We start from the raw sequence: 26,315 nt of genomic DNA, 5'->3' as shown, positions 1-26,315 counted from the left end.
GGGTGGGGTTGTGTGCCAGTTGCGGGCGCGGGGCGGTTAAGCGGTGAGTTGGTCCAGCAATGCCTTTGCCGCCGCGGTTTCGGCTTCCTGTTTGGAGCCGCCGGTGGCACTCGCTTCGCCTGCGCCCTTGATGCTGACCGTTACCGTGAATTTCAGGGCGTGGTGGGGGCCGGAGCGGTCGGTCATCGCATATTCCGGCGGTTTGCGCTTGTTGGCCGCCGCCCATTCCTGGAGCGCGGACTTGGGGTGTTTGGGCGCGCTGGACTGGGTGTCGACGCGGTCGGCCCAGAGACGGCGGACGAGGGTGCGGGCCTCCTCCAGGCCGCCCTCCAGATAGAGCGCGCCGATCAGCGCCTCCATGACGTCGCCCAGCACATTGTCGCTGTCGGCGGCGCCGTCGTCGCGGGCCTGCTTGCCGAGCACCAGATGAGCCGGAACTCCGGCGCTGCGGGCGACTTCGGCGCAGGTCTCGCCGGAAACCAGCGCGTTGAAGCGGCGGGAAAGCTTGCCTTCGGGTTCGCCCGAAAAGCGGTCGTAGAGCCACTCCGCGATCAGCAGGCCGAGGATGCGGTCGCCCAGGAATTCCAGCCGTTCATAATTCACCGCATGGGCGCTGCCATGGGTTAGCGCCTGGTTGAAGGCGGCCGGGTCCTTCGGCGCGCGGCCGATCAGGGCGCTCAGCCAGCCTTCGGTGTCGGGTTTCGTCAAAAGCCTTCCCCGATGCGGCTCCAGCGCGCGGCGGACACCCATGTCCAGGGCAGCAGCCAGTTGGCGCTGCCGTCGGTCGAGAAGACGGAGATCATCGCCTTGCCGACCAGATTTTCCTCAGGAACAAGGCCGATGCCGCCGCCGTCGACCGCCGGGAAGCGGCTGTCGGCGCTGCGGTCGCGATTGTCGCCCATCATGAAGAGATGGCCTTCGGGCACCACCACCGTGTCGCGGTCGTCGGCCGCGCCGTCCGGCACCAGGTCGAGGACATTGTAGCTTTTGCCGCCCGGCAGCGTCTCCCGATATTGGGGGTAGCGGCACTGGCGGCCGCCGGGCACGGCCTCCTCGAACTTCGGGCGGTAGCAGGGGGATGGACTGCCTTCCTTCGCCGCCGCATCCTCCATATTGGGCGTCACGGGTATGACGAGGTCGGCCACCTTCTGCTTCGGAATGGCCTGACCGTTCAGATAGACGGTGCCCCCGCGCACGGAGATCATGTCGCCGGGCAGGCCGATGACGCGCTTGATATAGTCGTTCTTCTGGTTCGGCGGCGCCTTGAACACCACCACGTCGCCGCGCTGCGGCGTCGAGGCGAAGATGCGGCCGGGGATCAGCGGTATGCCGAAGGGCAGCGAATAGCGCGAATAGCCATAGGGCCATTTCGCCACCAGCAGATAATCCCCGATCAGCAGGCGCGGCTGCATCGATTCCGACGGGATGTTGAAGGGCGACACGATGAAGCTGCGAAGGACGAAGACGAACACCGCCAGCTTTGCGAGAAACCAGAGGAAATCCCGCGTTTCGGATTTTGCGCTCATGCTTGGTCGTCTTTTCCTTCAATTCGCCCTGAAAACAGGCCGTCGCGGCTTTTGCGGGTTAGTAAAGCCGCCGTCAAGCGGGCTAGAGACCAACGGGTTGTCACTTCATGCTGCCCCGCAGCCCGATTTTTCCCCTCGAACGGTGCAATAGCGGAACGACTTGGCTAGGATGGGCAAGAATCGACAGGTGCAGCGTCGGTATCGATCAACGGCAAAACAAGAGGATATGTCCCAATGTCCAGCCCTGCACTGGCAGCGCTCGCGGCTCTTCCCCAGGCCGATCTCAAGTCCATCTTCACCACCGATCCCGACCGGCTGAGCAAGTTCACCCTGCGTCAGGGGCCCGTGCGCTTCGACTGGTCGAAAACGCATCTGACCGACGAGCTGTTCGAGGGATTTCTGGCGCTGACCGAGGAAAAGGGCTTTGCCGCGCAGCGGGACGCCCTGTTCGCGGGCGAGGCGGTGAACAACACCGAGGGCCGCGCCGCCGAGCATCCCGCCGAGCGGGGCGAGGGCAATGCCGACAGCGTGGCGCGGGCCAAGATGTTCCATGCGCGGATGCGGGCGTTGATCGACGCCATAGAGGGCGAGGCGCTGGGGCCGATCCGGCATATCCTGCATATCGGCATTGGCGGGTCGGCGCTGGGGCCCGACCTGATCGTCGATGCATTGGGCGGCGACGGAGCGCGCTATGACGTCGCCATCGTGTCCAATGTCGACGGCACGGCGCTGGAGCGGGCGATTTCCCGCTTCGATCCGGAGGCGACTTTGATCGCCGTGGCTTCGAAGACCTTCACCACCACGGAGACCATGCTGAACGCGGCGAGCGCGATCAACTGGATGGTCGAGGCGGGGGTGGAAGACCCCTATGGCCGGGTGATCGCGCTGACCGCATCGCCCGACAAGGCGATCGAGTGGGGCGTGGATGAGACGCGGGTGCTGCCCTTCGCGGAGAGCGTAGGCGGGCGTTATTCGCTCTGGTCCTCCATCGGGTTTCCGGCGGCGCTGGCGCTGGGATGGGATGCGTTCGAGAGCCTGCTGGAAGGCGCGGCGGCGATGGACCGGCATTTCCGGCTGAGCGACCCCAGGCAGAACGCGCCGCTGATCGCCGCCTTTGTCGACCAATATTATGCGCGGGTGCTGGGATGCCAGACGCGGGCGCTGTTCGCCTATGACGAAAGGCTGCGGCTGCTGCCCTCCTATCTCCAGCAACTGGAGATGGAGAGCAACGGCAAGAGCGTGACGCGCGACGGCAAGCCCGTCGATGGACCGACGGCGGCGATCACCTGGGGCGGCGTCGGCACGGACGCGCAGCATGCCGTGTTCCAGCTGCTGCATCAGGGGACGATCCTGACGCCGGTGGAGTTCATCGCCTCCATCGAGCCGGGCCATGCGCTCGATCCGGCGCATCATCGGGCCTTGCTGGTGAACTGCTTCGCGCAGGGCGCGGCTTTGCTGCGGGGCAAGGATAATGAGGCCGATCCGGCGCGGGCCTATCCGGGGAACCGGCCTTCGACCACCATATTGCTGGACGATGTGACGCCGGAGGTTCTGGGGGCGCTGATCGCTTTCTACGAGCATCGGACCTTTGCCAATGCGGTGCTGATGGGGATCAATCCGTTCGATCAGTTCGGTGTCGAGCTGGGCAAGGAAATCGCCAGGTCCATCGAGGCGGAGGGGCCGAAGGGGTTCGATCCTTCGACCATGGCTTTGATCGATCTGGCTTTGGGCGGGGTTTGACGAATGAATCCCTCCCGTTTGTGGGAGGGGGGTGGCGTTGGGAGGCGCGCTTTGCTCGCGCCCACCCCCGGCCCCTCCCGCCTGCGGGAGGGGAGAAAGAAGATTCTGGTTTGTAACTCCGCTGGGGACGCTCCATATGCGGGCGCAATCTAGCGGAGGGATGGATGAGCAATTACGACTTCGACCTTTTCGTCATCGGGGCGGGATCCGGTGGCGTGCGGGCTTCGCGCGTGGCGGCGGCGCATGGCGCGAAGGTGGCGGTGGCCGAGGAATATCGGGTCGGCGGCACCTGCGTCATTCGCGGCTGCGTGCCCAAGAAGCTGCTCATCTATGGCGCGCATTTTGCCGAGGATCTGAAGGATGCGCGGCGCTTCGGCTGGAATGTGCCCGATTGCGGCTTCGAATGGACGACGCTGCGCGACAATGTGCTGGCCGATGTCGACCGGCTGGAGGGCCTCTACAAGAACACGCTGGACAGCCATGAGGTCGAACTGATCCCCGAGCGGGCGACGATCACCGGGCCGCATGGCGTGAAGCTGGCCAGCGGGCGCGAGGTCACGGCCAGATATATCCTGGTTTCGACCGGCGCCTGGCCCATCGTTCCCGACATCGAGGGGGCGGAGCATGGCGTGACGTCCAATGAACTGTTTCACCTGGAGGAATGCCCGAAGCGGATCGTGATTGTCGGCGGCGGCTATATCGCCAATGAATTTGCGGGCATCTTCCACCAGTTCGGCAGCCATGTGACGATCGTCAACCGGTCCAACACCCTGCTGCGCGGCTATGATGAGCAGATCCGCGACCGGCTGCTCCAGATTTCGACGATGAAGGGGATCAATTTCCGCTTCAACGCCGAGATGGAGAAGATCGAGAAGAATGAGGACGGCACGCTGTGCGTCCGGTTCAGGAGCGGCGATCCGATCGCCTGCGACCTGCTGGTCTTCGCGACCGGGCGCAAGCCGCATGTCGATGGGCTGGGGCTGGAGAATGCCGGGGTCGAACTGAGCGACAAGGGCGCGATCAAGGTCGATGAATATAGCCGCACGAGCTGCGAGAGCATCTATGCGGTGGGCGACGTCACCGACCGGATGCAGCTCACCCCGGTCGCGATCCGCGAGGGGCACGCCTTTGCGGATACGGTGTTCGGGGACAATCCGCGCACGGTCGATTATGATTGCGTGCCCTCCGCCGTGTTCAGCCATCCGCCGCTGGCGGGCGTGGGGCTGACCGAGGCGCAGGCGAAGAACAAATATGGGACGGTGAAGGTCTATACCTCCGACTTCCGGCCGATGAAGAATGTGCTGGCCGGGCGGGACGAGCGGGCGCTCTACAAGATGGTGGTGGACGCGACGACCAATCGCGTGGTCGGGCTGCACATGATCGGGCCGGATGCGCCGGAAATCCTTCAGGCGGCCGCGATTGCGGTGAAGGCCGGCCTCACCAAGCAGGAGTTCGACGACACCGTCGCCCTCCATCCCAGCATGGCCGAGGAGCTGGTGCTGTTGAAATAAGGATCAGGCGCCGGCCGCGAAGGTGAGGACGAGAGCGTCGCGCCAGGCGGGTTGCGCCGGGTCGACCGCATGGATTTCGGTGACGCCGTGCATGATGCGGTGGTCGTCGATCAGCACCGCGTCGCCGGGGCGGGCAAGGGTGAATTCGCCCAATGCGCCGCCCTCCGGCGTGCCGATGCGGGTGACGCCTTCGCGGACGTTGCGGCGTTCGACCAGCATGACGAAGACCCAGTCCACGCCGTCGCGGTGCATGCCTTCCGGCGTGGGGCGGCCCAGTTCCCCGGTGCGGGCCTCTATGCGGAACTGGTGGAGTTCGACATGCTGCCGTCCGGCCAGGGGGAAGCTGCGCGCGCAGAAGGCGAAGATCGCCTGCATCGCGCTATTGTCGATGGTGCCTTGCTCGACGGGATCGAACCAGCGCTGCACATCGCCATTCAGGGGATTATAGTCGCGGCTCTGGAAATGCGGCTGGTGCGGTTGGCGCGTGAAGACGCCCTGTTCGCAGGCGAAGGTCGCGTGGCGGCGGCGGCGATAGCGCCCTCCGTCCGCCATATAGAGGTCGGGGCCGAGATCGTCCCAGCTTCGCGCGAGCGCGTTCCAGCCGGCGGAGGGGAGCCGTTCGAACAGGTCTGCCCCGGACAGGCGGGCATAGCCGGCTTCCGCCAGTTCGTGCCGGAGGGGCGTGTCCATGAGAATGTCCGTGTCGCTCATCCGTCCTTCCTATCCGGAGAGACAGACGAGCGACAGGGCCAGTTCCCGCAAGCAGGATATGGATCGGGCGCCCATATCGGGCGCCCCTATCAGGCTATGGTGGGGACGATCCCGCCCTCCGCCCGGATCGCCGCGCCATTGGTGACGGCGGCGAGCGGGCTGGCGAGATAGGCGACCATCGACCCGATCTCGTCCGCCTCGATCAGCCGGCGGACGAGGGAGAGCGGGCGCAGCGTCCGGAAGAATTCCGCCTCGCGTTCGGCCTCCGGCGCGTCCTTGTTTTCGACCACCGACTGGATGAAGTCGACGATCCCCTCCGAACGGGTGGGGCCGGGCAACACCGAATTCACCGTCACGCCGGTGCCGCGCGTCTGTTCGGCCAGTCCGCGGGCGATGGCGAGCTGGGCGGTCTTGGTCATGCCGTAGTGGATCATCTCGCCGGGGATCACCAGCGCGCTTTCGCTGGCGATGAAGATGATGCGGCCCCAGTTCTTCGCGATCATGCGCGGGAAATAATGACGGGCGAGGCGGGCGCCGCTGACGACGTTGACCTCGAAGAAATGATGCCAGTCCTCGTCGGAGATTTCGGTGAAGGGCTTCGCTTCGTAGATGCCGAGATTGTTGACGAGGATGTCGACGTCCGGAGCGGCTTCGATGAGCGTGGCCGCGCCCTGCGCCGTCGCGGGATCGGCCAGGATCGGGCGGACCCTGCCTGACTGGGCAAGCTGCGCGGCCGCATCGTCGAGCTTGGCCTGATTGCGGCCGGTGATCACGACCTCCACACCTTCTTCGGCAAGGCGCCTGGCGATGGCAAAGCCGATCCCGGCGGTCGATCCGGTGACGAGCGCGGTCCTGCCGTTGAGTTTCAGATCCATGGGGCAACTCCTGTTCTGCGTGAGTGAACGCAGAAATAGGAGAAGGGATCATTGATGATTAGAATGATCGTCGTCACTATAGAAGTGATTTCAGATCATGAGCGATGCATGGACAACCGCTTTGGGGATATAGAGACGTTTCTGGCGGTGGCGCAGGAGGGCAGCCTTGCCTCCGCCGCCAGGGCCTTGCGGCTGACGCCGTCCGCCGTCAGCCGCAGCATCGCCCGGCTGGAGCAGCGGCTGGGCGTAACCCTGCTGCGGCGGACCACGCGGTCGCTGGCGCTGACGATGGAAGGGGCCGCCTATCGCGACCGGATGTCGGCGCTGATGGCGGAAATGACCGATGTCGAAAGCAGGCTGGGGCAGGAGGAGCAGGGACCGCGAGGGCTGTTGCGGGTGAATGCCTCCGTATCCTTCGGCATCCACTGCCTGTTGCCGATCCTGCCCCGCTTTCTGGCCCGGCATCCGGCCGTGACGGTCGATCTGGCGTTATCCGATGCGGTGGTGGACCTGGTGGAGGAGAGGGCCGACATCGCCATCCGGATCGGGCCGCTGCGCGATACGCGGCTGCGCGCCAAGAAGCTGGGGCGCAGCCGCATGGTGCTGGTCGCCAGTCCCGCCTATCTGGCTGCGCGGGGCATGCCGCTCAGGCCGGACGATCTGGACGGGCATGACTGCCTGCAGTTCAGCTTTCGTCGATCGGTGGACAGCTGGGCCTTCCGGATCGGCGGGCGGACGGTGCAGCGTCCGGTGCAGGGGCGTTTCTTCGGCAATTCGGGCGAGGTCGTGCGGCAGATGGCGATCGCGGGCGGCGGCATAGCGCGGCACGGGCGCTTTCACGTCGCCGCCGACGTGCGGGAAGGGCGGCTGGTCGAGGTGCTGGGCGATTTCAGCACGGGGGAGGGCGAGGATATTCACGCGCTCTATTCCGCGCAGGACCGGCTGGCGGCGCGGGTGCGGGCTTTTCTCGATTTTCTGGAGGAGGAGCTGGAATTGCCGGATTAGCCCAGCGGTCTGGGCGCAGCGAGGAAAGCGGTGTGCCTTAGCCGATCCAATAGGGCACGATCTGGCGATTGTCGGGATCGACGCGGATCGGGCGGTCCGCGGGCGGGAAGGCGCGTTGGTCGCAGCTCTGGCGGGGGCAGAGGCGGCAGGTGATGCCGATCGGGGTTGCCGCGCCCTCCACCTCCAGTTGCAGGCCGTCGGCATAGACGAAATTGGCGGCATGCGCGATTTCGCAGCCCAGCACGACGGCGAAGCGGCGCGGCGTGCGGCTGTAGCTGCCGGAGGGTTTAACCAGACCCTTCGCCATGGACACATAGCGGACGCCGTCGGGCGTTTCGCCCAGTTGCACGTTGATCCGGTCGGGGACCGCGACCGCTTCATGGACGTTCCATAAGGGGCAGGCGCCGCCGAAGCGGGCGAATTGCAGGCGGGTGGCGCTGTGGCGCTTGGTGATGTTGCCCGCCATGTCGACGCGGCAGAAGAAGAAGGGGATGCCGCGCAGGCCGGGCCTTTGCAGCGTCGAGAGGCGGTGGCAGGCCTGTTCGAAGCTGACGCCGAAGCGGCGCGCGAGACGGTCTATGTCATGGCGGACTTCGCGGGCGGCTTCGCGGAAGGGGGCATAGGGCATCAGCAGCGCCCCCGCCGCATAATTGGCGAGGCCGATGGCGAGCAGCCGGTCCGCGCCGGGCACGGGCAGCGCCGCCCTGTTGACCACGTCCGCGATCACGGCCTGCCCCTCCAGCATCATCAACTGGTGGGCGAGCATGAATTTGCGGCTTTCGGTGGGCAGGGCCGCGTTCACGAACAGGCGCTTTTCGCTGCTGGTATAGGAGCGGAGCGCGGAATCCGGCGTTTCCGCGATCAGCGTTTCGATGCCGTGGCGGCGGGCCAGCGCCTCCACCAGCATGCCTTCGTCCAGCGTCTGGCCGGCGGTGAAGCTGGCGGCCATGTCCTCCGCCAGGCAGTCAAGGACATGGACGTAATTGCCCGCTTCGTGGAACCAGTCGCGCGCCGCTTCCCAGGGCAGGCGGGCCTGCACCGCATGATCGTTGGCAATGGCCTCCTCGATCATGTTGATGCGTTCATTGGCGCGCATATGGGCATTGTAGAGGTCGACATAGCGCGCCGCGAATTCGGGGAAATGCAGGTGCAGCTTCTCGATCCGTTCCGGCTCCATCGGCACGCCGGGCAGTTCGGGATGGGCGAGGGCGAAGGTGAAGGCGCCCAGAAGCTGTTCCTCCTCCCGGCTGTCGAAGCTGGCCCAGTCGGTGGGAAAGGCGCTGGCGACGGCCGCCTTGACCTTGGCCGTCAGGGGGCGGTCGTCATTCTCAAGCTGGCTGAGATAGGATACCGATATGCCAAGGGCCTGGGCCATGGTCGCCTGGTCCATGCGATGGTCGAGACGGAGTTGGCGCAGGCGCGGTCCTGCGAAGATTCGATTGCCACGAGCCATGGATCGTCCATAATTTGCAAAATCGCGATTTGCAAATTGGCAAAATTGCATTTGCGAAAATGCGGAAAGATTGGGAAGGGGCGGACATAGACGTCCGCGACAAGCCGGAGAAAAGCCTGATATGTCGAAGCTCGCCATCATCGAACAGCTCGAAGCCAAGCGGGAGGCCGCGCGTCTGGGCGGCGGACAGCGCCGCATCGACGCGCAGCATGCCAAGGGCAAGCTGACCGCGCGGGAGCGGCTGGACGTGCTGCTGGACGAGGACAGCTTCGAGGAGCTGGACATGTATGTCGAGCACAACTGCATCGACTTCGGCATGGACGGGCAGCATATCCCCGGCGACGGCGTCGTCACCGGATCGGGCACCATCAACGGCCGGCTGGTCTATGTCTTCAGCCAGGACTTCACCGTCTATGGCGGCGCGGTGTCGGAACGGCACGCGATGAAGATCTGCAAGATCATGGACATGGCGCTGAAGGTGGGCGCTCCCGTGATCGGCCTCAATGACTCGGGCGGCGCGCGCATCCAGGAAGGCGTGGCTTCGCTGGCGGGCTATGCCGAGATTTTCCAGCGCAATGTGCTGGCGTCGGGCGTGGTGCCGCAGATCAGCGTGATCATGGGGCCGTGCGCGGGCGGCGCGGTCTATTCGCCGGCGATGACCGACTTCATCTTCATGGTGAAGGATTCGAGCTTCATGTTCGTGACCGGCCCGGACGTGGTGAAGACCGTCACCAACGAGGTCGTGACGCAGGAGGAACTGGGCGGGGCGGTGACGCATACCACCAAATCGGGCGTGGCCGACCTTGCGTTCGAGAACGACATCGAGGCGCTGCTGGCGGTGCGCGATTTCGTGGACTTCCTGCCGGCGTCCAACAAGGAGCCGGTGCCGGAGCGGCCGAGCGCCGATCCGTGGGACCGGATCGAGGACAGCCTGGACACTTTGGTCCCCGCCAATGCGAACCAGCCCTATGACATGCATGAGCTGATCCGCAAGGTGGTGGACGAGGGCGACTTCTTCGAGGTGCAGCCCGCCCATGCGGGCAACATCATCTGCGGCTTCGGCCGGGTCGAGGGCAAGACGGTGGGCGTCATCGCGAACCAGCCGATGGTGCTTGCCGGGGTGCTGGACATCAACTCGTCCAAGAAGGCCGGGCGCTTCGTGCGCTTCTGCGATGCGTTCGAGATTCCGATCGTGACCTTCGTCGACGTGCCCGGCTTCCTTCCCGGGACGGCGCAGGAGCATTCGGGCATCATCAAGCATGGCGCGAAGCTGCTGTTCGCCTATGCGGAGGCGACCGTGCCGAAGATCACCGTGATCACGCGCAAGGCCTATGGCGGGGCCTATGACGTCATGTCCTCCAAGCATCTGCGGGGCGACCTCAACTATGCCTGGCCCACCGCCGAAATCGCGGTGATGGGGGCCAAGGGCGCGGTGGAGATCATCTTCCGCGGCAAGACGCCCGAAGAGATCGCGGAAAAGACCAAGGAATATGAGGACCGCTTCGCCAACCCCTTCGTGGCAGCGGGCAAGGGCTTCATCGACGAGGTGATCCAGCCGCATTCGACCCGGAAGCGGATCGCCCTGGGGCTGCGCAAGCTGCGGAACAAGGCTTTGGAGAACCCCTGGAAGAAGCACGACAATATTCCGCTCTAAGGTGAATCCGTCATCCCCGCGCGGGCGGGGAACCCTCTCCGGACATCATATCCGGGGAGAGGGCGGGAGATGGATTCCCGCCGTCGCGGGAATGACGAAGTTGGGAATGACGTTATGAAACTCGGCCGTCTCAATCATATCGGCGTGGCGACGCCCTCGCTGGAAGCATCGATTGCCTATTATCGCGACGTCATGGGCGCGACCATCGCGCATGAGCCGTTCGACCTTCCGGCGCAGGGGGTGAAGGTCTGCTTCGTGGATACGCCGGGCGAGAACGGCACCGCCGGCACGCAGATCGAGCTGATCGAACCCTTGGGCGAAAACTCGCCCATTCACGGCTTCATCGCCAAGAACCCGGCGGGCGGGCAGCATCATATGTGCTATGAAGTGCCCGACATTCATGAAGCCAAGGCGTGGTTCGAGGGGCTGGGCAAGAAGGTGCTGGGCGAGCCCCGCATCGGGGCGCATGGGACGCTGATCTTCTTCGTCCATCCCAGGGACATGAATGGGGTGCTGACCGAAATCATGGAAACGCCCAAGGAAGGCGCGCATTGATATGACAGAGAAGCCGACGCTGGACCAGTGGGCCGCCGCCGCCGCCAAGGAGGTGAAGGGCAAGGACCTGAACTGGGAAACCCCGGAAGGGATCACGGTCAAGCCGCTCTACACGGCGGAGGATGTCACCCCGGATAAAGTTGGCGATCCGGGCCTGCCCGGCTTCGCGCCGTTCACGCGGGGCGTGCGCGCGTCCATGTATGCGGGGCGTCCCTGGACCATCCGGCAATATGCGGGCTTTTCGACCGCGGAGGAATCCAACGCCTTCTATCGCCGCAATCTGGCGGCGGGACAGAAGGGGCTGAGCGTCGCTTTCGACTTGGCCACCCATCGCGGCTATGACAGCGACCATCCGCGTGTCGTGGGTGACGTCGGCAAGGCGGGCGTCGCCATCGACACCATCGAGGACATGAAGATCCTGTTCGACGGCATTCCGCTCGACCAGATGTCGGTTTCCATGACCATGAACGGCGCGGTGATCCCGATCCTCGCCTTCTTCATCGTCGCGGGCGAGGAGCAGGGGGTTGAGCGCAGGCTGCTCGACGGGACCATCCAGAACGACATTCTGAAGGAGTTCATGGTCCGCAACACCTATATCTACCCGCCCGAACCCTCGATGCGGATCATCAGCGACATTTTCGGCTATACCAGCCGGGAGATGCCCAGGTTCAACAGCATCTCCATCTCCGGCTATCATATGCAGGAAGCCGGGGCGACGCAGGTGCAGGAACTGGCCTTCACCATCGCGGACGGCGCGGAATATGTGCGCTATGGCGTGGCGTCGGGCCTGGACATCGACAAGTTCGCGGGGCGGCTGAGCTTCTTCTTCGCCATCGGCATGAACTTCTTCATGGAGATCGCCAAGCTGCGCGCTGCCCGCGTGCTCTGGCATCGGGTGATGACGAAGCTCGGCGCGAAGGACGAACGCTCCAAGATGCTGCGCACCCATTGCCAGACGTCGGGCGTGTCGCTGACCGAGCAGGACCCCTATAACAATGTCATGCGCACCACCATCGAGGCGATGGCGGCGATGCTGGGCGGCACGCAGTCGCTGCACACCAACGCGCTGGACGAGGCAATCGCGCTCCCAACCGATTTTTCGGCCCGTATCGCGCGCAACACGCAGATCGTCATCCAGGAAGAGACGGGCATGTGCAATGTCGTCGATCCGCTGGGCGGCAGCTATTATATCGAGGCGCTGACCCAGCAACTGGTCGACGCCGCGCAGGAGATCATCGACCGCGTCGAGGCCGAAGGCGGCATGGCCAAGGCGGTGGCCGCCGGCTGGCCCAAGGCGATGATCGAGACCGCCGCCGCCGCCCGTCAGGCGCGGGTCGACCGGGGCGAGGACGTGATCGTCGGCGTGAACAAATATCGTCTGGCGAACGAGGACCTGCTCGAGACGCTGGAAGTCGACAACAGCAAGGTCCGTGAAGCGCAGATCGCCCGCATCAACAAGGTGAAGGCGGAGCGTGACGAGGCCGCCTGTCAGGCCGCGCTGGATGCGCTGCGCCGGGCGGCAGCGGGCGAGCAGTCGATCGAGAACAACCTTCTCGCCCATGCGGTCGAAGCGGCGCGTGCCCGCGCCACGCTGGGCGAAATCTCCTCCGCCATGGAGGACAGCTTCAACCGATACGGCACGGTGCCGACGCCGGTGAAGGGCGTCTATTCCAAGCCCTATTCGCGGGATGCCCGCTGGCAACAGGTTCTTGACGGGGTGCAGGCCGTCGAGCGGCGCCTCGGTCGCAAGCCGAAGATCCTTATCGCCAAGATGGGGCAGGACGGCCACGACCGGGGCGCCAACGTGATCGCGTCCGCGTTCGGGGACATGGGTTTCGACATCGTGTCGGGCCCGCTGTTCCAGACGCCGGAGGAAACGGTGGTGCTGGCGCTCGACAGCGGCGCGGACGTGGTCGGCGCCTCGTCGCTGGCCGCCGGGCACAAGACGCTTATTCCCGAACTCATCAGGCAGCTTCGGGAACAGGGGCGCAACGACGTCAAGGTGGTGGCGGGTGGGGTCATTCCGCCGCAGGATTACGACTTCCTCCGTGACGCAGGCGTCCAAGGGATTTATGGACCGGGCTCCAACGTCGTGGAATGCGCCGCCGATGTGCTGCGCCTCCTCGGCCACAACATGCCCCCGGCGGGGCTGGAGGAAGCCGCATAATGACTAAGACGCCTCGCACTGACTGGACCCGCGACGAAATCGCCGCGCTGTTCGACCTGCCCTTCAACGACTTGATGTTCGAGGCGCAGTCGATCCATCGTGCGAACTTCCCGCGCAATGAGGTGCAGCTTTCGACCCTGCTGTCGATCAAGACGGGCGGTTGTCCGGAGGATTGCGGCTATTGCAGCCAGTCGACCGACGCGGAAAGCGGCCTCAAGGCCACCAAGCTGATGGACGTGCAGGCGGTGCTTCAGGCGGCGGCGCAGGCGAAGGACCATGGTTCGGGCCGTTTCTGCATGGGCGCGGCGTGGCGCAATCCCAAGGAACGGGACATGCCCAAGCTCATCGAAATGGTGAAGGGCGTTCGCCAGATGGGCATGGAAACCTGCATGACGCTGGGCATGCTGTCGGCTGGTCAGGCCAAGCAGTTGGCCGATGCGGGGCTGGATTATTACAACCACAATATCGACACCTCGCCGGAAAATTACGCCAACGTCATCACCACCCGGACCTTCGCGGACCGGATCGAGACGCTGGAAAATGTCCGGGACGCGGGCATCAATGTGTGCTGCGGCGGAATCGTCGGCATGGGGGAGACGCGATCGGATCGCATCGGCTTCCTGCATGCGCTCGCCACCATGCCGCATCCCGAAAGCGTGCCGATCAATGCGCTGGTGCCGGTCGAGGGCACGGTGCTGGGCGATATGCTGAAGGACACGCCGCTCGCGAAGATCGATGAGGTGGAGTTCGTCCGCACGGTCGCCGTGGCGCGGATCGTCATGCCGCGGTCGATGGTGCGGCTTTCCGCCGGGCGCGAGAGCATGAGCGAGGCTTGTCAGGCGCTCTGCTTCATGGCGGGGGCGAACAGCATCTTCACCGGCGACAAACTGCTGACCGCGGCCAATGCCGGGGACGACAAGGATAGCGCGTTGCTCGGGAAGCTCGGGCTGACGCCGATGATGGCTCAGCCGCATGGGCATCTGGAGGCGGCTGAGTGAAATTCGGCCGAAAATGATGACGGTGATAGTCGTTGTGCTGGCCGTGATCTTCTGGGGTTTGTTCTCGTCGGGCGCCTTCATGCACGGCGATTAGCATCAACCACCACCTCCGTTCGCCCTGAGCTTGTCGAAGGGCTGCACTTCTCTTCGAAAGGGAAGGAGGGGGCTTCGACAAGCTCAGCCCGAACGGGGTGAGAGGAACTGAATAAGGACTGGGGCAAGGATAGATAATGGCAATCACCAAGATCCTGATCGCGAACCGTGGCGAAATTGCGTGCCGCGTCATCCGCACCGCGCGGAAGATGGGCATCAAGACCGTTGCGGTCTATTCCGACGCGGATGCGCGCAGCCCCCATGTGCTGATGGCGGACGAGGCCGTGCATCTGGGCCCGCCGCCTGCCGCCCAGTCCTATCTGCTGGCCGACAAGATCATCGAGGCGTGCAGGGCGACCGGCGCCGACGCGGTTCACCCCGGCTACGGCTTTCTCTCCGAGCGGGAGAGCTTCCGCAAGGCGCTGGACGAAGCGGGCATCGTCTTCGTCGGTCCTCCCGCCAACGCAATCGCCGCCATGGGCGACAAGATCGAATCGAAGAAGCTCGCCAAGGCGGCGGGCGTCAATGTGGTCCCCGGCTATGTCGGCGTGATCGAGGATACCGAACATGCCGTCCGCATCTCGAACGAGATCGGCTATCCGGTGATGATGAAGGCATCGGCCGGCGGCGGCGGCAAGGGGATGCGCCTTGCCTATTCCGAGCAGGACGTTCGCGAAGGCTTCGAGGCGACCAAGCGCGAGGGGCTGAACAGCTTCGGCGATGACCGCGTGTTCATCGAGAAGTTCATCGAAAGCCCGCGCCATATCGAAATCCAGATATTGGGCGATCAGCACGGCAACATCGTCTATCTCAATGAGCGCGAATGTTCGATCCAGCGCCGCCACCAGAAGGTGGTGGAGGAAGCGCCGTCGCCCTTCGTATCTCCCGAAATGCGCAGGAAGATGGGCGAGCAGTGCGTCGCCCTGGCGCGGGCGGTCGGCTATTTCAGCGCGGGCACGGTCGAGTTGATCGTGTCGGGCGCGGACAAGACGGGCGACGGTTTCTACTTCCTGGAGATGAACACCCGTTTGCAGGTGGAGCATCCGGTTACGGAAGAGATCACTGGCCTCGATCTGGTCGAGCAGATGATCCGCGTTGCCAATGGCGAGGAACTGGGCTTCGCCCAGGAAGATGTGAAGATCAACGGCTGGGCAATCGAGAACCGCGTCTATGCCGAGGACCCCTATCGTGGCTTCCTGCCCTCCACGGGCCGCCTGATCCGCTACAATCCGCCCGAAACCGGCGCTGATGAAACGGGGGCGCTGGTGCGTGTCGATGACGGCGTGGTCGAGGGCGGCGAGGTCAGCATGTTCTACGACCCGATGATCGCCAAGCTGATCACCTGGGCGCCGACCCGGCTGGAAGCCATAGACAAGCAGATCGCGGCGCTCGACCAGTTCGAGATCGAGGGGCCGGGGCATAATATCGATTTCGTCTCCGCGCTGATGCAGCATGAGCGCTTCCGTTCGGGCAACATCACCACCGGCTTCATCGCGGAGGAATATCCGGAGGGCTTTACCGGCGCGCCGGCTTCGGAGACGCTGCTGAAGCGTCTGTCGGCCATCGGCGCCTTTGCAGCCATGGCGCAGGCGGACCGGGCGCGCCGCATCGACGGGCAGCTTGGCAAGCGCCTCGCTCCGCCGACCGACTGGCAGGTGAAGATCGGCGATGCGGTCCATGATGTCGTGATCAATGGCGATGACGTCACGGTGGATGGCGAAGCCATCGAACTGGCGCTGGAATATACGCCCGGCGACCGGCTGATCGAGGCGGAGTTCGGTGAGGAGCAACTGGCGGTGAAGATCGCGCCGGTGCGTTCGGGCTTCGTGCTGACCGCCCATGGCGCCAGCCACAAGCTGCGCATCCTGCCCGCCCATGCGGCGGTGCATGCCAGGCATATGATCGAGAAGATTCCGCCAGACCTGTCGCGCTTCCTGATCTGCCCGATGCCGGGCCTGCTGGTGGCGCTGAATGTGAAGGAAGGCGACAAGGTCGAGATCGGCCAGCCGCTGGCCGTGATCGAGGCGATGAAGATGGAGAATATCCTGCGCGCGCAGAAGGCGGGCGTGGTGAAGAGCGTGTCCGCCGCGCAAGGGGAAAGCCTGCCGGTCGACGCGATCATTCTGGAACTGGAATAAGCGCTTGCCTGGGGCGAGGTCGGGGAACGGCCTTCCCGACCTTGCCATGGGACCGGTTCTTGAGCGGGCTGCTTTGGAATTGAATCGGATCGCCGTTCCAGATTCCTTGTTTTTCCGTGATTCTTGACCGGCGGTCGGTTCCGATCGCCTGGAAATCGCTCTCGCGTTTTCCGATTCAGCAGATGATTCCATCTGCTTGGAAAACTCTCTAGCATGCCGCCATGCATCTGTATCATGATTCCGCTTCGGCCGCCGCCGACATCATCGGTTTCGACGATTTTCTGAAGGTCGACATTCGCGTCGGCACGATCCTTTCGGCGGAGCCATATCCGGAGGCGCGCAAGCCAGCCTATAAGCTGGTGATCGATTTCGGTCAGGGCATCGGCAAGAAGAGATCGAGCGCGCAGATCACGGAACATTATGCGGTGGAGGACCTGCCGGGCCGACAGGTTGCGGCCGTCGTCAATTTTCCGCCGCGGCAGATCGGGAAGTTCCTGTCCGAGGTGCTGACGCTTGGCTTTGCCGATGAGGCCGGGGCCGTGGTGCTGTTTGCGCCGGATCGGGCGGTGCCGAATGGGGCGCGGCTGTTTTGAAGGGGCTGATCTGGATGAAGGAGGAGCGGGCCTGCGGCCCGCGCGATCCCCTGTGGATCGCAACCCCCTCACCCAGCTACGACTAAGGCAGCAAGCTGCCAAGTCTGCGCAGCCCTCTCCCTTAAGGGAGAGGGATAAAGCGGGTGTCCGCTTCCCACGCATATCGCGTCCATTCGCACGTCGCGCTTGCCGGAGTTCGGCACTTCATTAGAACGTAGGCGAACAATCAGTCAGGCAAGCGGGGGCGGAATGGGTGGAAGTGCGGTCGGCACCGACTATGTGATGGATGCGAAGCGTGACCGGCTGGTCATCACCGCTTCGGCGCTCGGCACATTGTTCGAATGGTATGACTTCTACATCTACGGCGTCCTCGCCCCGATCATCGGGCGTACATTCTTCCCGACGGACAATCCGACCGTGGAACTCCTCTATTCGCTGGCAGGCTTCGCCATCGGTTTCGGGTTCAGGCCGCTCGGCGCGGCGTTGTTCGGCTATCTGGGCGACAGGCTGGGGCGCAAATATACCTTTCTGGCGACCATCGTGCTGATGGGAGCGGCGACGGCGGGCGTCGGGCTGACCCCGTCCGCCGCGAGCATCGGCATCGCCGCGCCGGTCATCCTGATCCTGCTGCGGATCGCGCAGGGACTGGCGCTGGGCGGGGAATATGGCGGGGCGGCGATCTATGTCGCGGAACATGCGCCGCCGGGGCGGAGGGGTTTCTTCACCAGCTTCATCCAGGCGGGGGTGATCGGCGGCTTCATCCTGTCGCTGATCGTCGTGGTCGGCACGCAATGGGTCGTCGGCAAGGCGGTGTGGGACGATTGGGGCTGGCGCCTGCCCTTCATCTTCTCGCTGGCGTTGCTGGCGATTTCGCTCTGGATGCGGCTGATGCTGCGCGAAAGCCCGATCTTCGCGGCGATGAAGGCGGCGGGCGAGCAATCGCGCAACCCGCTGAAGGAGGCGTTCACCTATCCCGGCAACAGGCGGCGGATGCTGGTGGCGATGATCGGCATCGCGGCGGGCTTCACCGTCATCGCTTATACGGTGATGTTCCAGGCGCTCTATTTCCTGCAGAACGGCCTGCATGTCGCGCCGGGCATGGCGCAGTTGCTGGTAGGCGGCAGCGCCTTTGCGGGCGTGGCGGCCTTCATCTTCTTCGGCTGGCTGTCCGACCGGGTGGGGCGGAAGAAGCCCATCGTCATCGGCTATGCGCTGGTGTTGTTGCTGCTCATGCCGCTCTATCAATTCATGGGGAGCGTGGCGAACCCGGCCCTCTACCGGGCGGCGGAGCGCGCGCCGGTGATCGTCAGCGGCCCCGATTGCAGCTTCGATCCCTTCGCCAAGGTGCAGCCGACCGTCTGCGGCAAGCTGCTCGACCATTTTTCCAAGCGCGGCATCGCCTATGAAAAGCGGGAGGCGGCGACGCCTTCGGTCAGCGTCGGTTCCGTGGCGGTCGCGGATCTGAGCGCGGAAGGGCTGGATGCGGCGCTGCATGCGGCCGGATATGAATCGGCCCCCGTCACGCCGGACTGGCCGCGCGCCTTGTTGCTGTTCATGGCGCTGCTGCTGCTCTGGACGCTGTCGGGGGCGACCTATGGTCCCGTTGCGGCGCTGCTGTCGGAATATTTTCCGGCGCGGATACGCTATAGCTCGCTGTCGATCCCCTATCATATCGGGACCGGTTATTTCGGCGGATTCCTGCCGCTGGTCAGCCAATATATCGTGGCGCGGACGGGCGATCCCTATGCGGGGCTGTGGTACACCATCGCGGTGGTGGCGGTTGCGCTGCTGACCTGCATGGTCGCCCTGCCGGAGACGCGCGGGGCCGCGATGGATGCCTGATCCCTCGACGCTTGCGTCGCGGAGCGCTATCGGACAGGCGATGGCTGATTTTTCCGCACCTTTGCGCCTGCGTCTGGATGGAGGCGCTTTGCTCGCCAACTGGCGCTGGTTGAAGCGGCAGGGCGGCGCGGCGGCATGCGGGGCGGCGATCAAGGCCAATGGCTATGGGCTGGGCAGCGGGGAAGTGATGCGGCGCTTGCTGGCTGCGGGATGCCGGGACTTCTTCGTGTCCAACTGGGCCGAGGCGATGGCGCTGGAACCTTTGATCGGCGAGGGCGTGTCGCTTTCCGTGCTGCATGGCGTGCGGGAGGAGGACATGGCGGTGGCGCTCGCCTCCCGCGCAAGGCCGGTGCTGTGCACGGAAGGGCAGATTGCGCGCTGGAAGGAGGCGGGCGGCGGGCTTTGCGACGTCATGGTCGATACCGGCATGAACCGCCTGGGGCTGGATTGGCGGGGCGATGTTTCGGCGCAGGTCGCGGGGCTGGAGGTGGCGACATTGCTCAGCCATCTGGCTTCCGCCGATGAGGATGTGCCGCTGAGCCAGGTGCAGTTGGAACGGTTTTCGGCGCTGCGGGGCGCAGTCAGGGCGGCGCGTTACAGCCTGTCGAACAGCGCTGGGATTTGCCTGGGCGCTGCCTATGCCTTCGACATGACGCGGCCGGGGATCGCGCTTTACGGCGGCGTGCCGCGCACGGAAGCGGCGGGGCGGATCGGGCAGGTCGTCTTTCCGGAGGCGCAGGTGCTGCAACGCCGCCGCGTCCGGGCGGGCGACACCATCGGTTATAATGCGACCCATCGCGCAGCGGCGGACATGGAGATCGCCGTGGTGAATCTGGGCTATGCGGACGGCTATTTGCGCGGCTTTTCCGGGCGGGGGTCCATGACTGTCGGGGACAGGCATCTGCCGGTGGTGGGAAGGGTCTCAATGGATTTGACCGCCGTCGACGTGTCGGGTCTGCCCGAGGTCGCGGAGGGGGATTGGCTGGGCGTCGACTATGCGCTGGCGGAGGCGGCGGCGGTTTCCGGACTGTCGCAATATGAGTTGCTGACAGGGCTGGGCGCGCGTTTCGACCGCATCTGGCGCTGATTGCAGAAGGCCGCCGATCCGGATTGGGTCGGCGGCCTTTTCGTTGCTTTACCGCCGGCTTAGCGCTCGACGCACATGGCGACGCCCATGCCGCCGCCGATGCAGAGGGTCGCGAGGCCCTTCCTGGCGTCGCGCTTCTGCATCTCGTAGAGCAGGGTGGTGAGGACGCGGGCGCCCGAAGCGCCGATCGGATGGCCGATGGCGATCGCGCCGCCGTTCACATTGACCTTCTCCGGGTCCCAGCCCAGTTCCTGACCGACCGCCAGCGCCTGCGCGGCGAAGGCTTCATTGGCTTCGATCAGGTCCAGATCGGCCAGCGACCAGCCCGCCTTGGCCAGCGCCTGACGGCTCGCCGGAGCCGGGCCGATGCCCATGATCGAGGGATCGACGCCGCAGGTGGCGAAGCCGGCGATGCGCGCCAGCACGGTCGCGTTGCGCCTGGCGGCCTCATCGGCGCTCATCAGCACGAGGGCGGCGGCGCCGTCGTTGATGCCGCTAGCATTGGCGGCGGTGACGGTGCCGTCCTTCTTGAAGGCCGGACGCAGGCCCTGCATCGCCTCCAGCGTGGCGCCGGCGCGGATATATTCGTCGGCGTCGACGACGGTGTCGCCCTTGCGGCCCTTGATCGTCACGGGAACGATCTCATCCTTGAAGCGGCCCGATGCGCGGGCGGCTTCGGCCTTGTTCTGGCTGCCGACGGCGAATTCATCCTGCGCCTCTCGGCTGATCTGGTACTTCTCGGCCAGATTTTCCGCCGTGATGCCCATGTGATAATTGTTGAAGGCGTCGGTCAGGCCGTCATGCGTCATCGTGTCGATGAAGGAAATCGGCCCCATCTTCGCGCCGCCGCGCAGATATTGCGCATGGGGCGCCATCGACATGCTTTCCTGACCGCCCGCGACCATGATGCGGGCGTCGCCCGCGCGGATCGCCTGAGCCGCCAGAGCGACCGCGCGCAGGCCAGAGCCGCAAAGCTGGTTGAGGCCGATGGCGGTGCGCTCCACCGGAATGCCGGCGTTGACGGCGGCCTGACGGGCGGGGTTCTGGCCCTGCGCCGCGGTCAGGACCTGACCCAATATGACTTCGTCCACTTCCTCCGGCGCGACGCCGGCCTGGGCGAGAGCGGCGACGATGGCGGTGCGGCCCAGCTCATGCGCGGGGGTCGACCCGAAGGCGCCCATGAAGCTGCCGACGGCGGTACGCTTGGCAGCGGTGATGACGATGTCTGACAAAGCCTTGATCCTCAGTTCCGGGGTGATTGTTTTCGCAGGCGCACATATCATCATCCGCCATGACTGGAAAGCCATTGGGACAAAGGCTCCCACAGCATCGCCCGTCCGTTGCCGCTCACGATCATGCCGACATGGCCAAGGCTCAAGGTCGTGTTCTCGCCCATTTCCGGGGCGGCGGCGGCGGGAACGATGCGGTCAGTTGCGGAACGGATTGAAAGCGTTGGACAAGTCAGCCGGCGGGGATCGACCGTCCGTCCGTCGATATGCCATTCCCCCCGTCCGCTCGCATTTGCGGCATAGAATTGCTCGAAAAGGTCACGCCCCGCAGCATAGCTGAGCGGTGGGCCGCCATTGGCCCAATCCTCCACCGCCAGAAAGGCATGCTCTTCGTCCGAACCCGGCTCCATGCCGACAAAGGCCGCATATTTGCGAATCGTCCGGGCGGGGTCCATCGCCCAGAAGCCCGATTGCAGCACCTCCATCGGGACATAGTCCAACCGTTGGCACATGGGCCTGGAACTGCGCCAGAGCGCGCCGATCTGTTCCCGGTCTGCCGCAGGGAACCCGTCGAAGTTCCAGGGCGCGGCAATCGTCGCCAACGCCCTTGCGGGTTGCAGCGCCGCAGCGCCGATGGCCAGATTTCCGCCGAGGCAATATCCCACCAATATGGGTGGCCGGGGAAGGGCGGCCAGCATCGGCAACAGACGGTCCATCACATGCCGGTCCAGCCCCAGCGCGCCGTCGTCCGCCGCGGGCGTGCCCCAGTCGACCAGATAGGCGTCATGTCCTGCTGCACGCATGTGGCGCAGCATGGACCGGCTGCCGGACAGGTCCAGCACTTGCGGCGGGTTGATCAGCGAAGGCACGAAAACCACGGGATGACGGCCGTTTTCCGTCCCATATCGAAGCAGCCTGGCGCTGCCTTCGCGAGCCACGACGGGAACGGCGGGGGGCGGGGCGGGGCGAATAGCCTCCTGATATTTCCGCAAACCCTGGAACGCCCGTTTGCGCAGTTCGGGATCATCCTCCGTCTCGCGCCATAAAATATTGAGAAAAAGGGGCAGGGGCCGCGGCCCATGTTGCGGCGCGGCATTCCCTTGTGCTAATGCGGAAAATGCAGGTGTGGGAGAGGTATCCATGGCCAAATCTAAGACCGCGAACGAATCCGAACCGGTCGTCATCAAGAAGTACGCTAACAGGCGGCTCTATAACACAGAAACGTCGAGCTACATCACGCTGGATCTTTTGTCGCAGATGACTCGTGAGGGGCGCGAGTTCGTCGTCGTCGATGCGAAGACCGGAGAGGACATCACGCATAATGTCCTGACCCAAATCATCATGGAGGAGGAGCAGCGGGGCAAGAACATGCTGCCCGTCAACTTCCTGCGTCAGTTGATCGCCATGTACGGCGATTCCATGCAGTCCATGGTGCCGCAATATCTGGAAGCGTCGATGGACGCCTTTCGCAAGAACCAGCAGCAGTTCCAGGAAGCCATGAAGGGCGCCTTCGGCGGCGGCCCGCTGGCCGAGATCGCCAAGCGCAACATGCAGATGTTCGAGGCGGCGGCGAGCGCCTTTGGCACGGGGATGCCAGGCATGCCTGGAATGGCGGCGCCGACATCTTCGCCCACGCCGTCCGCTGCCGAAGAGGCGAAGGACGATGAGATCGCGGAACTCAAGGCCCAGCTTGCCGCGCTCAACGCGAAGATCGACAAGCTTTCCTGATTTCCGTCATCCCAGCGTAAGCTGGGATCTCAGGCGGTACGACACAGCCTGGCCTTACGAGATCCCAGCTTTCGCTGGGATGACGATATTGTCGATGTTCGCCCTTTACTTGGGCTGGTTGCTCATTGGGGCGACGGCCCTTTGGGGTCGACAGGGGCGGCGCGCTTGGCCTATGGCGCGCCATCCACTCGAATTTTAAGGTCGATCCCGTGAAGCACGCCCTTTCCGTTACCCGCGAACAGGATTTCGCCGCCTGGTATCAGGCCGTCATTTCCGAAGCCGACATGGCCGAGGAAAGCGGTGTGCGCGGGTGCATGGTCATCCGGCCATGGGGTTACGGCATCTGGGAACGGATGCAGAAATTGCTGGACGAGCGCATCAAGGCGACCGGCCATGAGAATTGCTATTTCCCGCTGTTCATTCCGCTTTCCTATTTCGAGAAGGAGGCGGAGCATGTCGACGGCTTTGCCAAGGAAATGGCGGTCGTCACGCATCACCGGCTGATCCAGAAGGACGGGAAGATGATCCCCGATCCCGAAGCGAAGCTGGAGGAGCCGTTGGTGGTTCGTCCGACGTCGGAGACGGTGATCGGCGCGGCCTTCTCTCGCTGGGTGCAGAGCTGGCGCGACCTGCCGGTGCTGATCAACCAGTGGGCGAATGTCGTGCGTTGGGAAATGCGCACGCGGATGTTCCTGCGCACGGCGGAATTTCTCTGGCAGGAGGGGCATACCGCTCACGCCAGCGTCGATGAGGCGATGGAAGAGACGCTCAAGATGCTGGAAGTCTATCGCGGCTTTGCCGAGGAATGCGTGGCGCTGCCGGTGATCGCGGGTGAGAAGCCCGAGAATGAGCGCTTTCCGGGGGCCGTCGCGACCTATTCCATCGAGGCGATGATGCAGGATGGGAAGGCGTTGCAGGCAGGCACGTCGCATTTCCTGGGGACCACCTTCTCGCAGGCGCAGAATATCAAGTTCCAGAATGCCGAGGGGCAGCAGGAACTGGCGCAGACGACCAGTTGGGGCGTGTCGACGCGGATGATCGGCGGGCTGATCATGGTGCATGGCGATGATGACGGGCTGCGCGTGCCGCCGCGGGTCGCGCCTTATCAGGTGGTCGTCGTGCCGATGCTGCGCGATACGGATGAGGATGCGGCAATCCTGGATTATTGCGGCGAGCTGGTGGCGGAGCTGAACAGGCAGGATGTGTTCCGGGAGCCGGTGCGCGCCTTGCTGGACCGGCGGCCGGCCAAGGCGGCGAACAAGCGCTGGGGCTGGGTCAAGAAGGGGGCGCCGGTCGTGATCGAAGTCGGCGGGCGCGACGTGGCCGGGGGCAATGTGTCCATAATCCGGCGTGATCGGCTTTATCGTGAGGACGGGAAGCTCGATAGCCGGATTGTGGCGAAGGCGGACTTCCTTGGCGCGGCTACGGGGATGCTGGAGGATATTCAGCAGGCTTTGTTTGCGGATGCGCAGGCGCGGCTGCTGGGGAATATCGACAGGTCGGTGACGTCGCTGGATGGGCTGAAGGCTTATTTCGGGGCTAGCAAGAAGCCGGGCTGGGCGCTGGTGCAGTGGGCCAAGCCGACTGGGGCTGCGCTCGACAAGGTGATCGAGTGGTTGAAGGGTGAGAAGCTGACGTTGCGCAATGTGCCGACGGATGCGGAAGCGGCTGATGGGCTGTGCGTGTTCACCGGCGAGAAGGCGGTGGAGCGGGTGTTGGTGGGGCGTTCTTACTGAGCCTCTAAAATTCCCTCCCGTTTACGTTCAAACAAGGCACGTAACTCGTTTGAAGGGTTGGGCTGTATCGACATTCAGTTCGATATGGGAGGTTTCCAACATAATTGACGTCATGCTGAACTTGTTTCAGCATCCATCGTGCCTCCAGGCGCCGTTCTCCTGTGGGGAGAAATGGATGCTGAAACAAGTTCAGCATGACGATTTGGAATGAGGGCTAATGCCTATCGTTCGAAATAGCTGAATGCCGATACAGCGCAGGGGAGGGCATGTCACAGCACTCTCCTCACAATCTCTTCCCCGACCCCTCCCGCAAGCGGAAGGGGAGCTATAAGGGCAATTACAGCACATATTTGCTGAGGTCGGTGTTGCGCGCCACTGCGCTCAACTGCTTCTCCACATAGGCCGCATCGACCACCAGCGTTTCGCCCTGGCGGTCTTCCGCGTCGAAGCTCACATCCTCCAGCAGCTTTTCCATAACCGTCTGGAGGCGGCGGGCGCCGATATTCTCGACCTCGCTGTTCACCTCCGCCGCGATCTTCGCGACGGCGCGGATGCCGTCGGGCGTCAGGTCGATGGTCACGCCCTCGGTCGCCAGCAGCGCGCGATATTGCGCAACAAGGCTCGCCTTGGTGTCGGAGAGGATCGACACGAAATCATCCTCGGTCAGCGCCTTCAGTTCGACGCGGATCGGCAGGCGGCCCTGCAATTCCGGCAGCAGGTCGCTGGGCTTCGCCACATGAAAAGCGCCCGATGCGATGAACAATATATGGTCCGTCTTGAGCGGGCCATATTTGGTCGAGACCGTCGTGCCCTCGATCAGCGGCAGCAGGTCGCGCTGCACGCCTTCGCGGCTGACGGAGCCGCCGCGCACGTCGCTCACCGCGATCTTGTCGATCTCGTCGAGGAAGACGATGCCGTTCTGCTCCGCGCTGGAGATGGCGACGCGGGCGACGTCGTCCTGGTCCAGCCTCTTGTCCTGCTCCTCCTCGACCAGCTTGTCCCAGGCTTCCGCGACGCGCAGCTTGCGGCGCTTCTTCTGCTGTTGACCGAAGGCCTTGGACATCATGTCGCTGAGGTTGATCATGCCGATCTGGCCGCCCATGCCGGGGATTTCCATCGGCATGGAGGGGCTGTCGGTGACTTCCACCTCAACCTCGACATCGTTCATCTGGTTGTTCTCGATCCGCTGGCGGAAGGAGAGGCGGGTCGCCTCGCTCGCTTCCTTGCCGGTGAGGGCGTCGAGCAGGCGGGCCATGGCGGCTTCGGATGCGGCTTCGCGCACGGCTTCGCGGCGGCGGTCGCGTTCCAGGCGGACGGCTTCCTCGACCAGATCGCGGACGATCTGCTCCACGTCGCGGCCGACATAGCCGACTTCGGTGAATTTGGTCGCTTCCACCTTGACGAAGGGCGCGTCGGCCAGCTTGGCGAGACGGCGGCTGATCTCCGTCTTGCCGCAGCCGGTGGGGCCGATCATCAGGATGTTCTTCGGCGTCACCTCGTCGCGCAGGTCGGCGGAGAGGCGTTGACGGCGCCAGCGGTTGCGCAGGGCGACGGCTACGGCGCGCTTGGCGTCGGCCTGGCCGATGATGTGGGCGTCGAGGGCGGAGACGATGGCTTTGGGTGTCAGATTGTCGTTCATGGGATCTCTAAAAATCCGTTCGCCCTGTTTTCATG

21 protein-coding genes are annotated in these 26,315 nt (G+C 64.4%); 13 read left to right on the top strand and 8 right to left on the bottom strand.

What is annotated here, in order from left to right:
* Positions 1–36 precede the first annotated feature (36 nt).
* Positions 37–750 (bottom strand): ribonuclease III, encoded by a 714-nt coding sequence (gene rnc, locus TZ53_RS19060; RefSeq protein ID WP_044662356.1) that lies wholly within the window; start codon positions 748–750, stop codon positions 37–39.
* Complete coding sequence (gene lepB / locus TZ53_RS19055; protein ID WP_025547367.1) at positions 705–1,526, bottom strand: signal peptidase I; 822 nt, start codon at positions 1,524–1,526, stop codon at positions 705–707. The genes rnc and lepB overlap by 46 nt, the downstream gene beginning before the upstream one ends.
* Before the next feature lie 234 nt (positions 1,527–1,760).
* Between lepB and pgi the strand changes: the two genes are divergently transcribed.
* Positions 1,761–3,266, top strand: coding sequence for a glucose-6-phosphate isomerase (gene pgi / locus TZ53_RS19050; RefSeq protein ID WP_044662355.1), 1,506 nt, complete (start codon positions 1,761–1,763; stop codon positions 3,264–3,266).
* A gap of 164 nt (positions 3,267–3,430) precedes the next feature.
* Complete coding sequence (gor, locus tag TZ53_RS19045; protein WP_025547364.1) at positions 3,431–4,777, top strand: glutathione-disulfide reductase; 1,347 nt, start codon at positions 3,431–3,433, stop codon at positions 4,775–4,777.
* A gap of 3 nt (positions 4,778–4,780) precedes the next feature.
* Here gor and TZ53_RS19040 read toward each other — a convergent pair whose 3' ends face one another.
* Together TZ53_RS19040 and TZ53_RS19035 are read right to left on the bottom strand one after the other, a co-directional pair.
* A complete protein-coding gene (locus tag TZ53_RS19040) occupies positions 4,781–5,488 on the bottom strand; it encodes a 2OG-Fe dioxygenase family protein (protein ID WP_044662354.1) in 708 nt (235 codons plus the stop codon).
* Positions 5,489–5,577: 89 nt separating this feature from the next.
* On the bottom strand, positions 5,578–6,363 hold the full coding sequence (locus tag TZ53_RS19035) for an SDR family NAD(P)-dependent oxidoreductase (protein ID WP_044662353.1): 786 nt from the start codon (positions 6,361–6,363) through the stop codon (positions 5,578–5,580).
* Positions 6,364–6,471: 108 nt separating this feature from the next.
* Here TZ53_RS19035 and TZ53_RS19030 point away from each other — a divergent pair, with 108 nt between their 5' ends.
* The gene (locus TZ53_RS19030; protein ID WP_025547359.1) at positions 6,472–7,368 is read left to right on the top strand and encodes a LysR family transcriptional regulator; all 897 of its coding nucleotides are present in this window, start codon (positions 6,472–6,474) and stop codon (positions 7,366–7,368) included.
* Positions 7,369–7,405: 37 nt separating this feature from the next.
* On the opposite strand, the gene TZ53_RS19025 is transcribed toward TZ53_RS19030, so the two are convergent.
* A complete protein-coding gene (locus TZ53_RS19025) occupies positions 7,406–8,821 on the bottom strand; it encodes a helix-turn-helix domain-containing protein (RefSeq protein ID WP_025547357.1) in 1,416 nt (471 codons plus the stop codon).
* Positions 8,822–8,942: 121 nt separating this feature from the next.
* On the opposite strand from TZ53_RS19025, the gene TZ53_RS19020 reads away from it, so the two are divergent.
* From TZ53_RS19020 to alr, 8 genes are all read left to right on the top strand, one after another.
* Entirely contained in the window at positions 8,943–10,475 is a 1,533-nt protein-coding gene (locus tag TZ53_RS19020) for an acyl-CoA carboxylase subunit beta (RefSeq protein WP_025547356.1), read from the top strand.
* Between the two features lie 114 nt (positions 10,476–10,589).
* The gene (mce, locus tag TZ53_RS19015; RefSeq protein WP_025547355.1) at positions 10,590–11,030 is read left to right on the top strand and encodes a methylmalonyl-CoA epimerase; all 441 of its coding nucleotides are present in this window, start codon (positions 10,590–10,592) and stop codon (positions 11,028–11,030) included.
* Between the two features lies 1 nt (position 11,031).
* Positions 11,032–13,197 carry a methylmalonyl-CoA mutase gene (gene scpA, locus TZ53_RS19010; protein ID WP_044662352.1) on the top strand — a complete coding sequence of 722 codons (2,166 nt, stop codon included), beginning with the start codon at positions 11,032–11,034 and terminating at the stop codon, positions 13,195–13,197.
* On the top strand, positions 13,197–14,195 hold the full coding sequence (bioB, locus tag TZ53_RS19005) for a biotin synthase BioB (RefSeq protein ID WP_044662351.1): 999 nt from the start codon (positions 13,197–13,199) through the stop codon (positions 14,193–14,195). Before scpA ends, bioB begins: the two co-directional genes overlap by 1 nt.
* Positions 14,196–14,425: 230 nt before the next feature.
* Entirely contained in the window at positions 14,426–16,426 is a 2,001-nt protein-coding gene (locus tag TZ53_RS19000) for an acetyl-CoA carboxylase biotin carboxylase subunit (protein ID WP_044662350.1), read from the top strand.
* 221 nt (positions 16,427–16,647) lie between these two features.
* On the top strand, positions 16,648–17,019 hold the full coding sequence (locus TZ53_RS18995; RefSeq protein ID WP_044662349.1) for a tRNA-binding protein: 372 nt from the start codon (positions 16,648–16,650) through the stop codon (positions 17,017–17,019).
* 249 nt (positions 17,020–17,268) lie between these two features.
* On the top strand, positions 17,269–18,861 hold the full coding sequence (locus tag TZ53_RS18990) for an MFS transporter (protein WP_044662348.1): 1,593 nt from the start codon (positions 17,269–17,271) through the stop codon (positions 18,859–18,861).
* 40 nt (positions 18,862–18,901) lie between these two features.
* The gene (gene alr, locus TZ53_RS18985) at positions 18,902–19,948 is read left to right on the top strand and encodes an alanine racemase (protein ID WP_044662347.1); all 1,047 of its coding nucleotides are present in this window, start codon (positions 18,902–18,904) and stop codon (positions 19,946–19,948) included.
* A gap of 59 nt (positions 19,949–20,007) precedes the next feature.
* Here alr and TZ53_RS18980 read toward each other — a convergent pair whose 3' ends face one another.
* The gene (locus TZ53_RS18980) at positions 20,008–21,180 is read right to left on the bottom strand and encodes an acetyl-CoA C-acetyltransferase (protein ID WP_044663157.1); all 1,173 of its coding nucleotides are present in this window, start codon (positions 21,178–21,180) and stop codon (positions 20,008–20,010) included.
* A 50-nt stretch (positions 21,181–21,230) separates the two neighbouring features.
* Entirely contained in the window at positions 21,231–22,319 is a 1,089-nt protein-coding gene (locus tag TZ53_RS18975) for an alpha/beta hydrolase (RefSeq protein WP_083198869.1), read from the bottom strand.
* On the opposite strand from TZ53_RS18975, the gene phaR reads away from it, so the two are divergent.
* Both phaR and TZ53_RS18965 read left to right on the top strand, forming a co-directional pair.
* Positions 22,318–22,905, top strand: a complete 588-nt coding sequence (gene phaR / locus TZ53_RS18970) for a polyhydroxyalkanoate synthesis repressor PhaR (RefSeq protein ID WP_044662346.1) — start codon at positions 22,318–22,320, stop codon at positions 22,903–22,905. The genes TZ53_RS18975 and phaR overlap by 2 nt on opposite strands.
* A 209-nt stretch (positions 22,906–23,114) precedes the next feature.
* The gene (locus TZ53_RS18965; RefSeq protein ID WP_044663155.1) at positions 23,115–24,641 is read left to right on the top strand and encodes an aminoacyl--tRNA ligase-related protein; all 1,527 of its coding nucleotides are present in this window, start codon (positions 23,115–23,117) and stop codon (positions 24,639–24,641) included.
* 337 nt (positions 24,642–24,978) lie between these two features.
* Here the strand turns inward: TZ53_RS18965 and hslU are convergent, their stop codons facing one another.
* Positions 24,979–26,280, bottom strand: coding sequence for an ATP-dependent protease ATPase subunit HslU (gene hslU, locus TZ53_RS18960; RefSeq protein ID WP_044662345.1), 1,302 nt, complete (start codon positions 26,278–26,280; stop codon positions 24,979–24,981).
* Between the last annotated feature and the right edge of the window lie 35 nt (positions 26,281–26,315).

Origin of the sequence: Sphingobium sp. YBL2, assembly GCF_000943805.1 — a bacterium.
GTDB classification, from domain to species: Bacteria; Pseudomonadota; Alphaproteobacteria; order Sphingomonadales; family Sphingomonadaceae; genus Sphingobium; species Sphingobium fuliginis.
This window is presented reverse-complemented; position numbering and strand designations above follow the sequence as displayed.

Bases quoted from the DNA above. Each gene is read 5' to 3' on its own strand.
- TZ53_RS18995 (WP_044662349.1), top strand. From the start codon at position 16,648: ATGCATCTGTATCATGATTCCGCTTCGGCCGCCGCCGACATCATCGGT.
- alr (WP_044662347.1), top strand. From the start codon at position 18,902: ATGGCTGATTTTTCCGCACCTTTGCGCCTGCGTCTGGATGGAGGCGCT.
- hslU (WP_044662345.1), bottom strand. From the start codon at position 26,280: ATGAACGACAATCTGACACCCAAAGCCATCGTCTCCGCCCTCGACGCC.
- TZ53_RS19030 (WP_025547359.1), top strand. From the start codon at position 6,472: ATGGACAACCGCTTTGGGGATATAGAGACGTTTCTGGCGGTGGCGCAG.
- rnc (WP_044662356.1), bottom strand. From the start codon at position 750: ATGGGTGTCCGCCGCGCGCTGGAGCCGCATCGGGGAAGGCTTTTGACG.
- TZ53_RS19025 (WP_025547357.1), bottom strand. From the start codon at position 8,821: ATGGCTCGTGGCAATCGAATCTTCGCAGGACCGCGCCTGCGCCAACTC.
- TZ53_RS18975 (WP_083198869.1), bottom strand. From the start codon at position 22,319: ATGGATACCTCTCCCACACCTGCATTTTCCGCATTAGCACAAGGGAAT.
- TZ53_RS19040 (WP_044662354.1), bottom strand. From the start codon at position 5,488: ATGAGCGACACGGACATTCTCATGGACACGCCCCTCCGGCACGAACTG.
- scpA (WP_044662352.1), top strand. From the start codon at position 11,032: ATGACAGAGAAGCCGACGCTGGACCAGTGGGCCGCCGCCGCCGCCAAG.
- TZ53_RS19020 (WP_025547356.1), top strand. From the start codon at position 8,943: ATGTCGAAGCTCGCCATCATCGAACAGCTCGAAGCCAAGCGGGAGGCC.
- TZ53_RS18990 (WP_044662348.1), top strand. From the start codon at position 17,269: ATGGGTGGAAGTGCGGTCGGCACCGACTATGTGATGGATGCGAAGCGT.
- TZ53_RS19000 (WP_044662350.1), top strand. From the start codon at position 14,426: ATGGCAATCACCAAGATCCTGATCGCGAACCGTGGCGAAATTGCGTGC.
- gor (WP_025547364.1), top strand. From the start codon at position 3,431: ATGAGCAATTACGACTTCGACCTTTTCGTCATCGGGGCGGGATCCGGT.
- mce (WP_025547355.1), top strand. From the start codon at position 10,590: ATGAAACTCGGCCGTCTCAATCATATCGGCGTGGCGACGCCCTCGCTG.
- lepB (WP_025547367.1), bottom strand. From the start codon at position 1,526: ATGAGCGCAAAATCCGAAACGCGGGATTTCCTCTGGTTTCTCGCAAAG.
- phaR (WP_044662346.1), top strand. From the start codon at position 22,318: ATGGCCAAATCTAAGACCGCGAACGAATCCGAACCGGTCGTCATCAAG.
- pgi (WP_044662355.1), top strand. From the start codon at position 1,761: ATGTCCAGCCCTGCACTGGCAGCGCTCGCGGCTCTTCCCCAGGCCGAT.
- TZ53_RS19035 (WP_044662353.1), bottom strand. From the start codon at position 6,363: ATGGATCTGAAACTCAACGGCAGGACCGCGCTCGTCACCGGATCGACC.
- bioB (WP_044662351.1), top strand. From the start codon at position 13,197: ATGACTAAGACGCCTCGCACTGACTGGACCCGCGACGAAATCGCCGCG.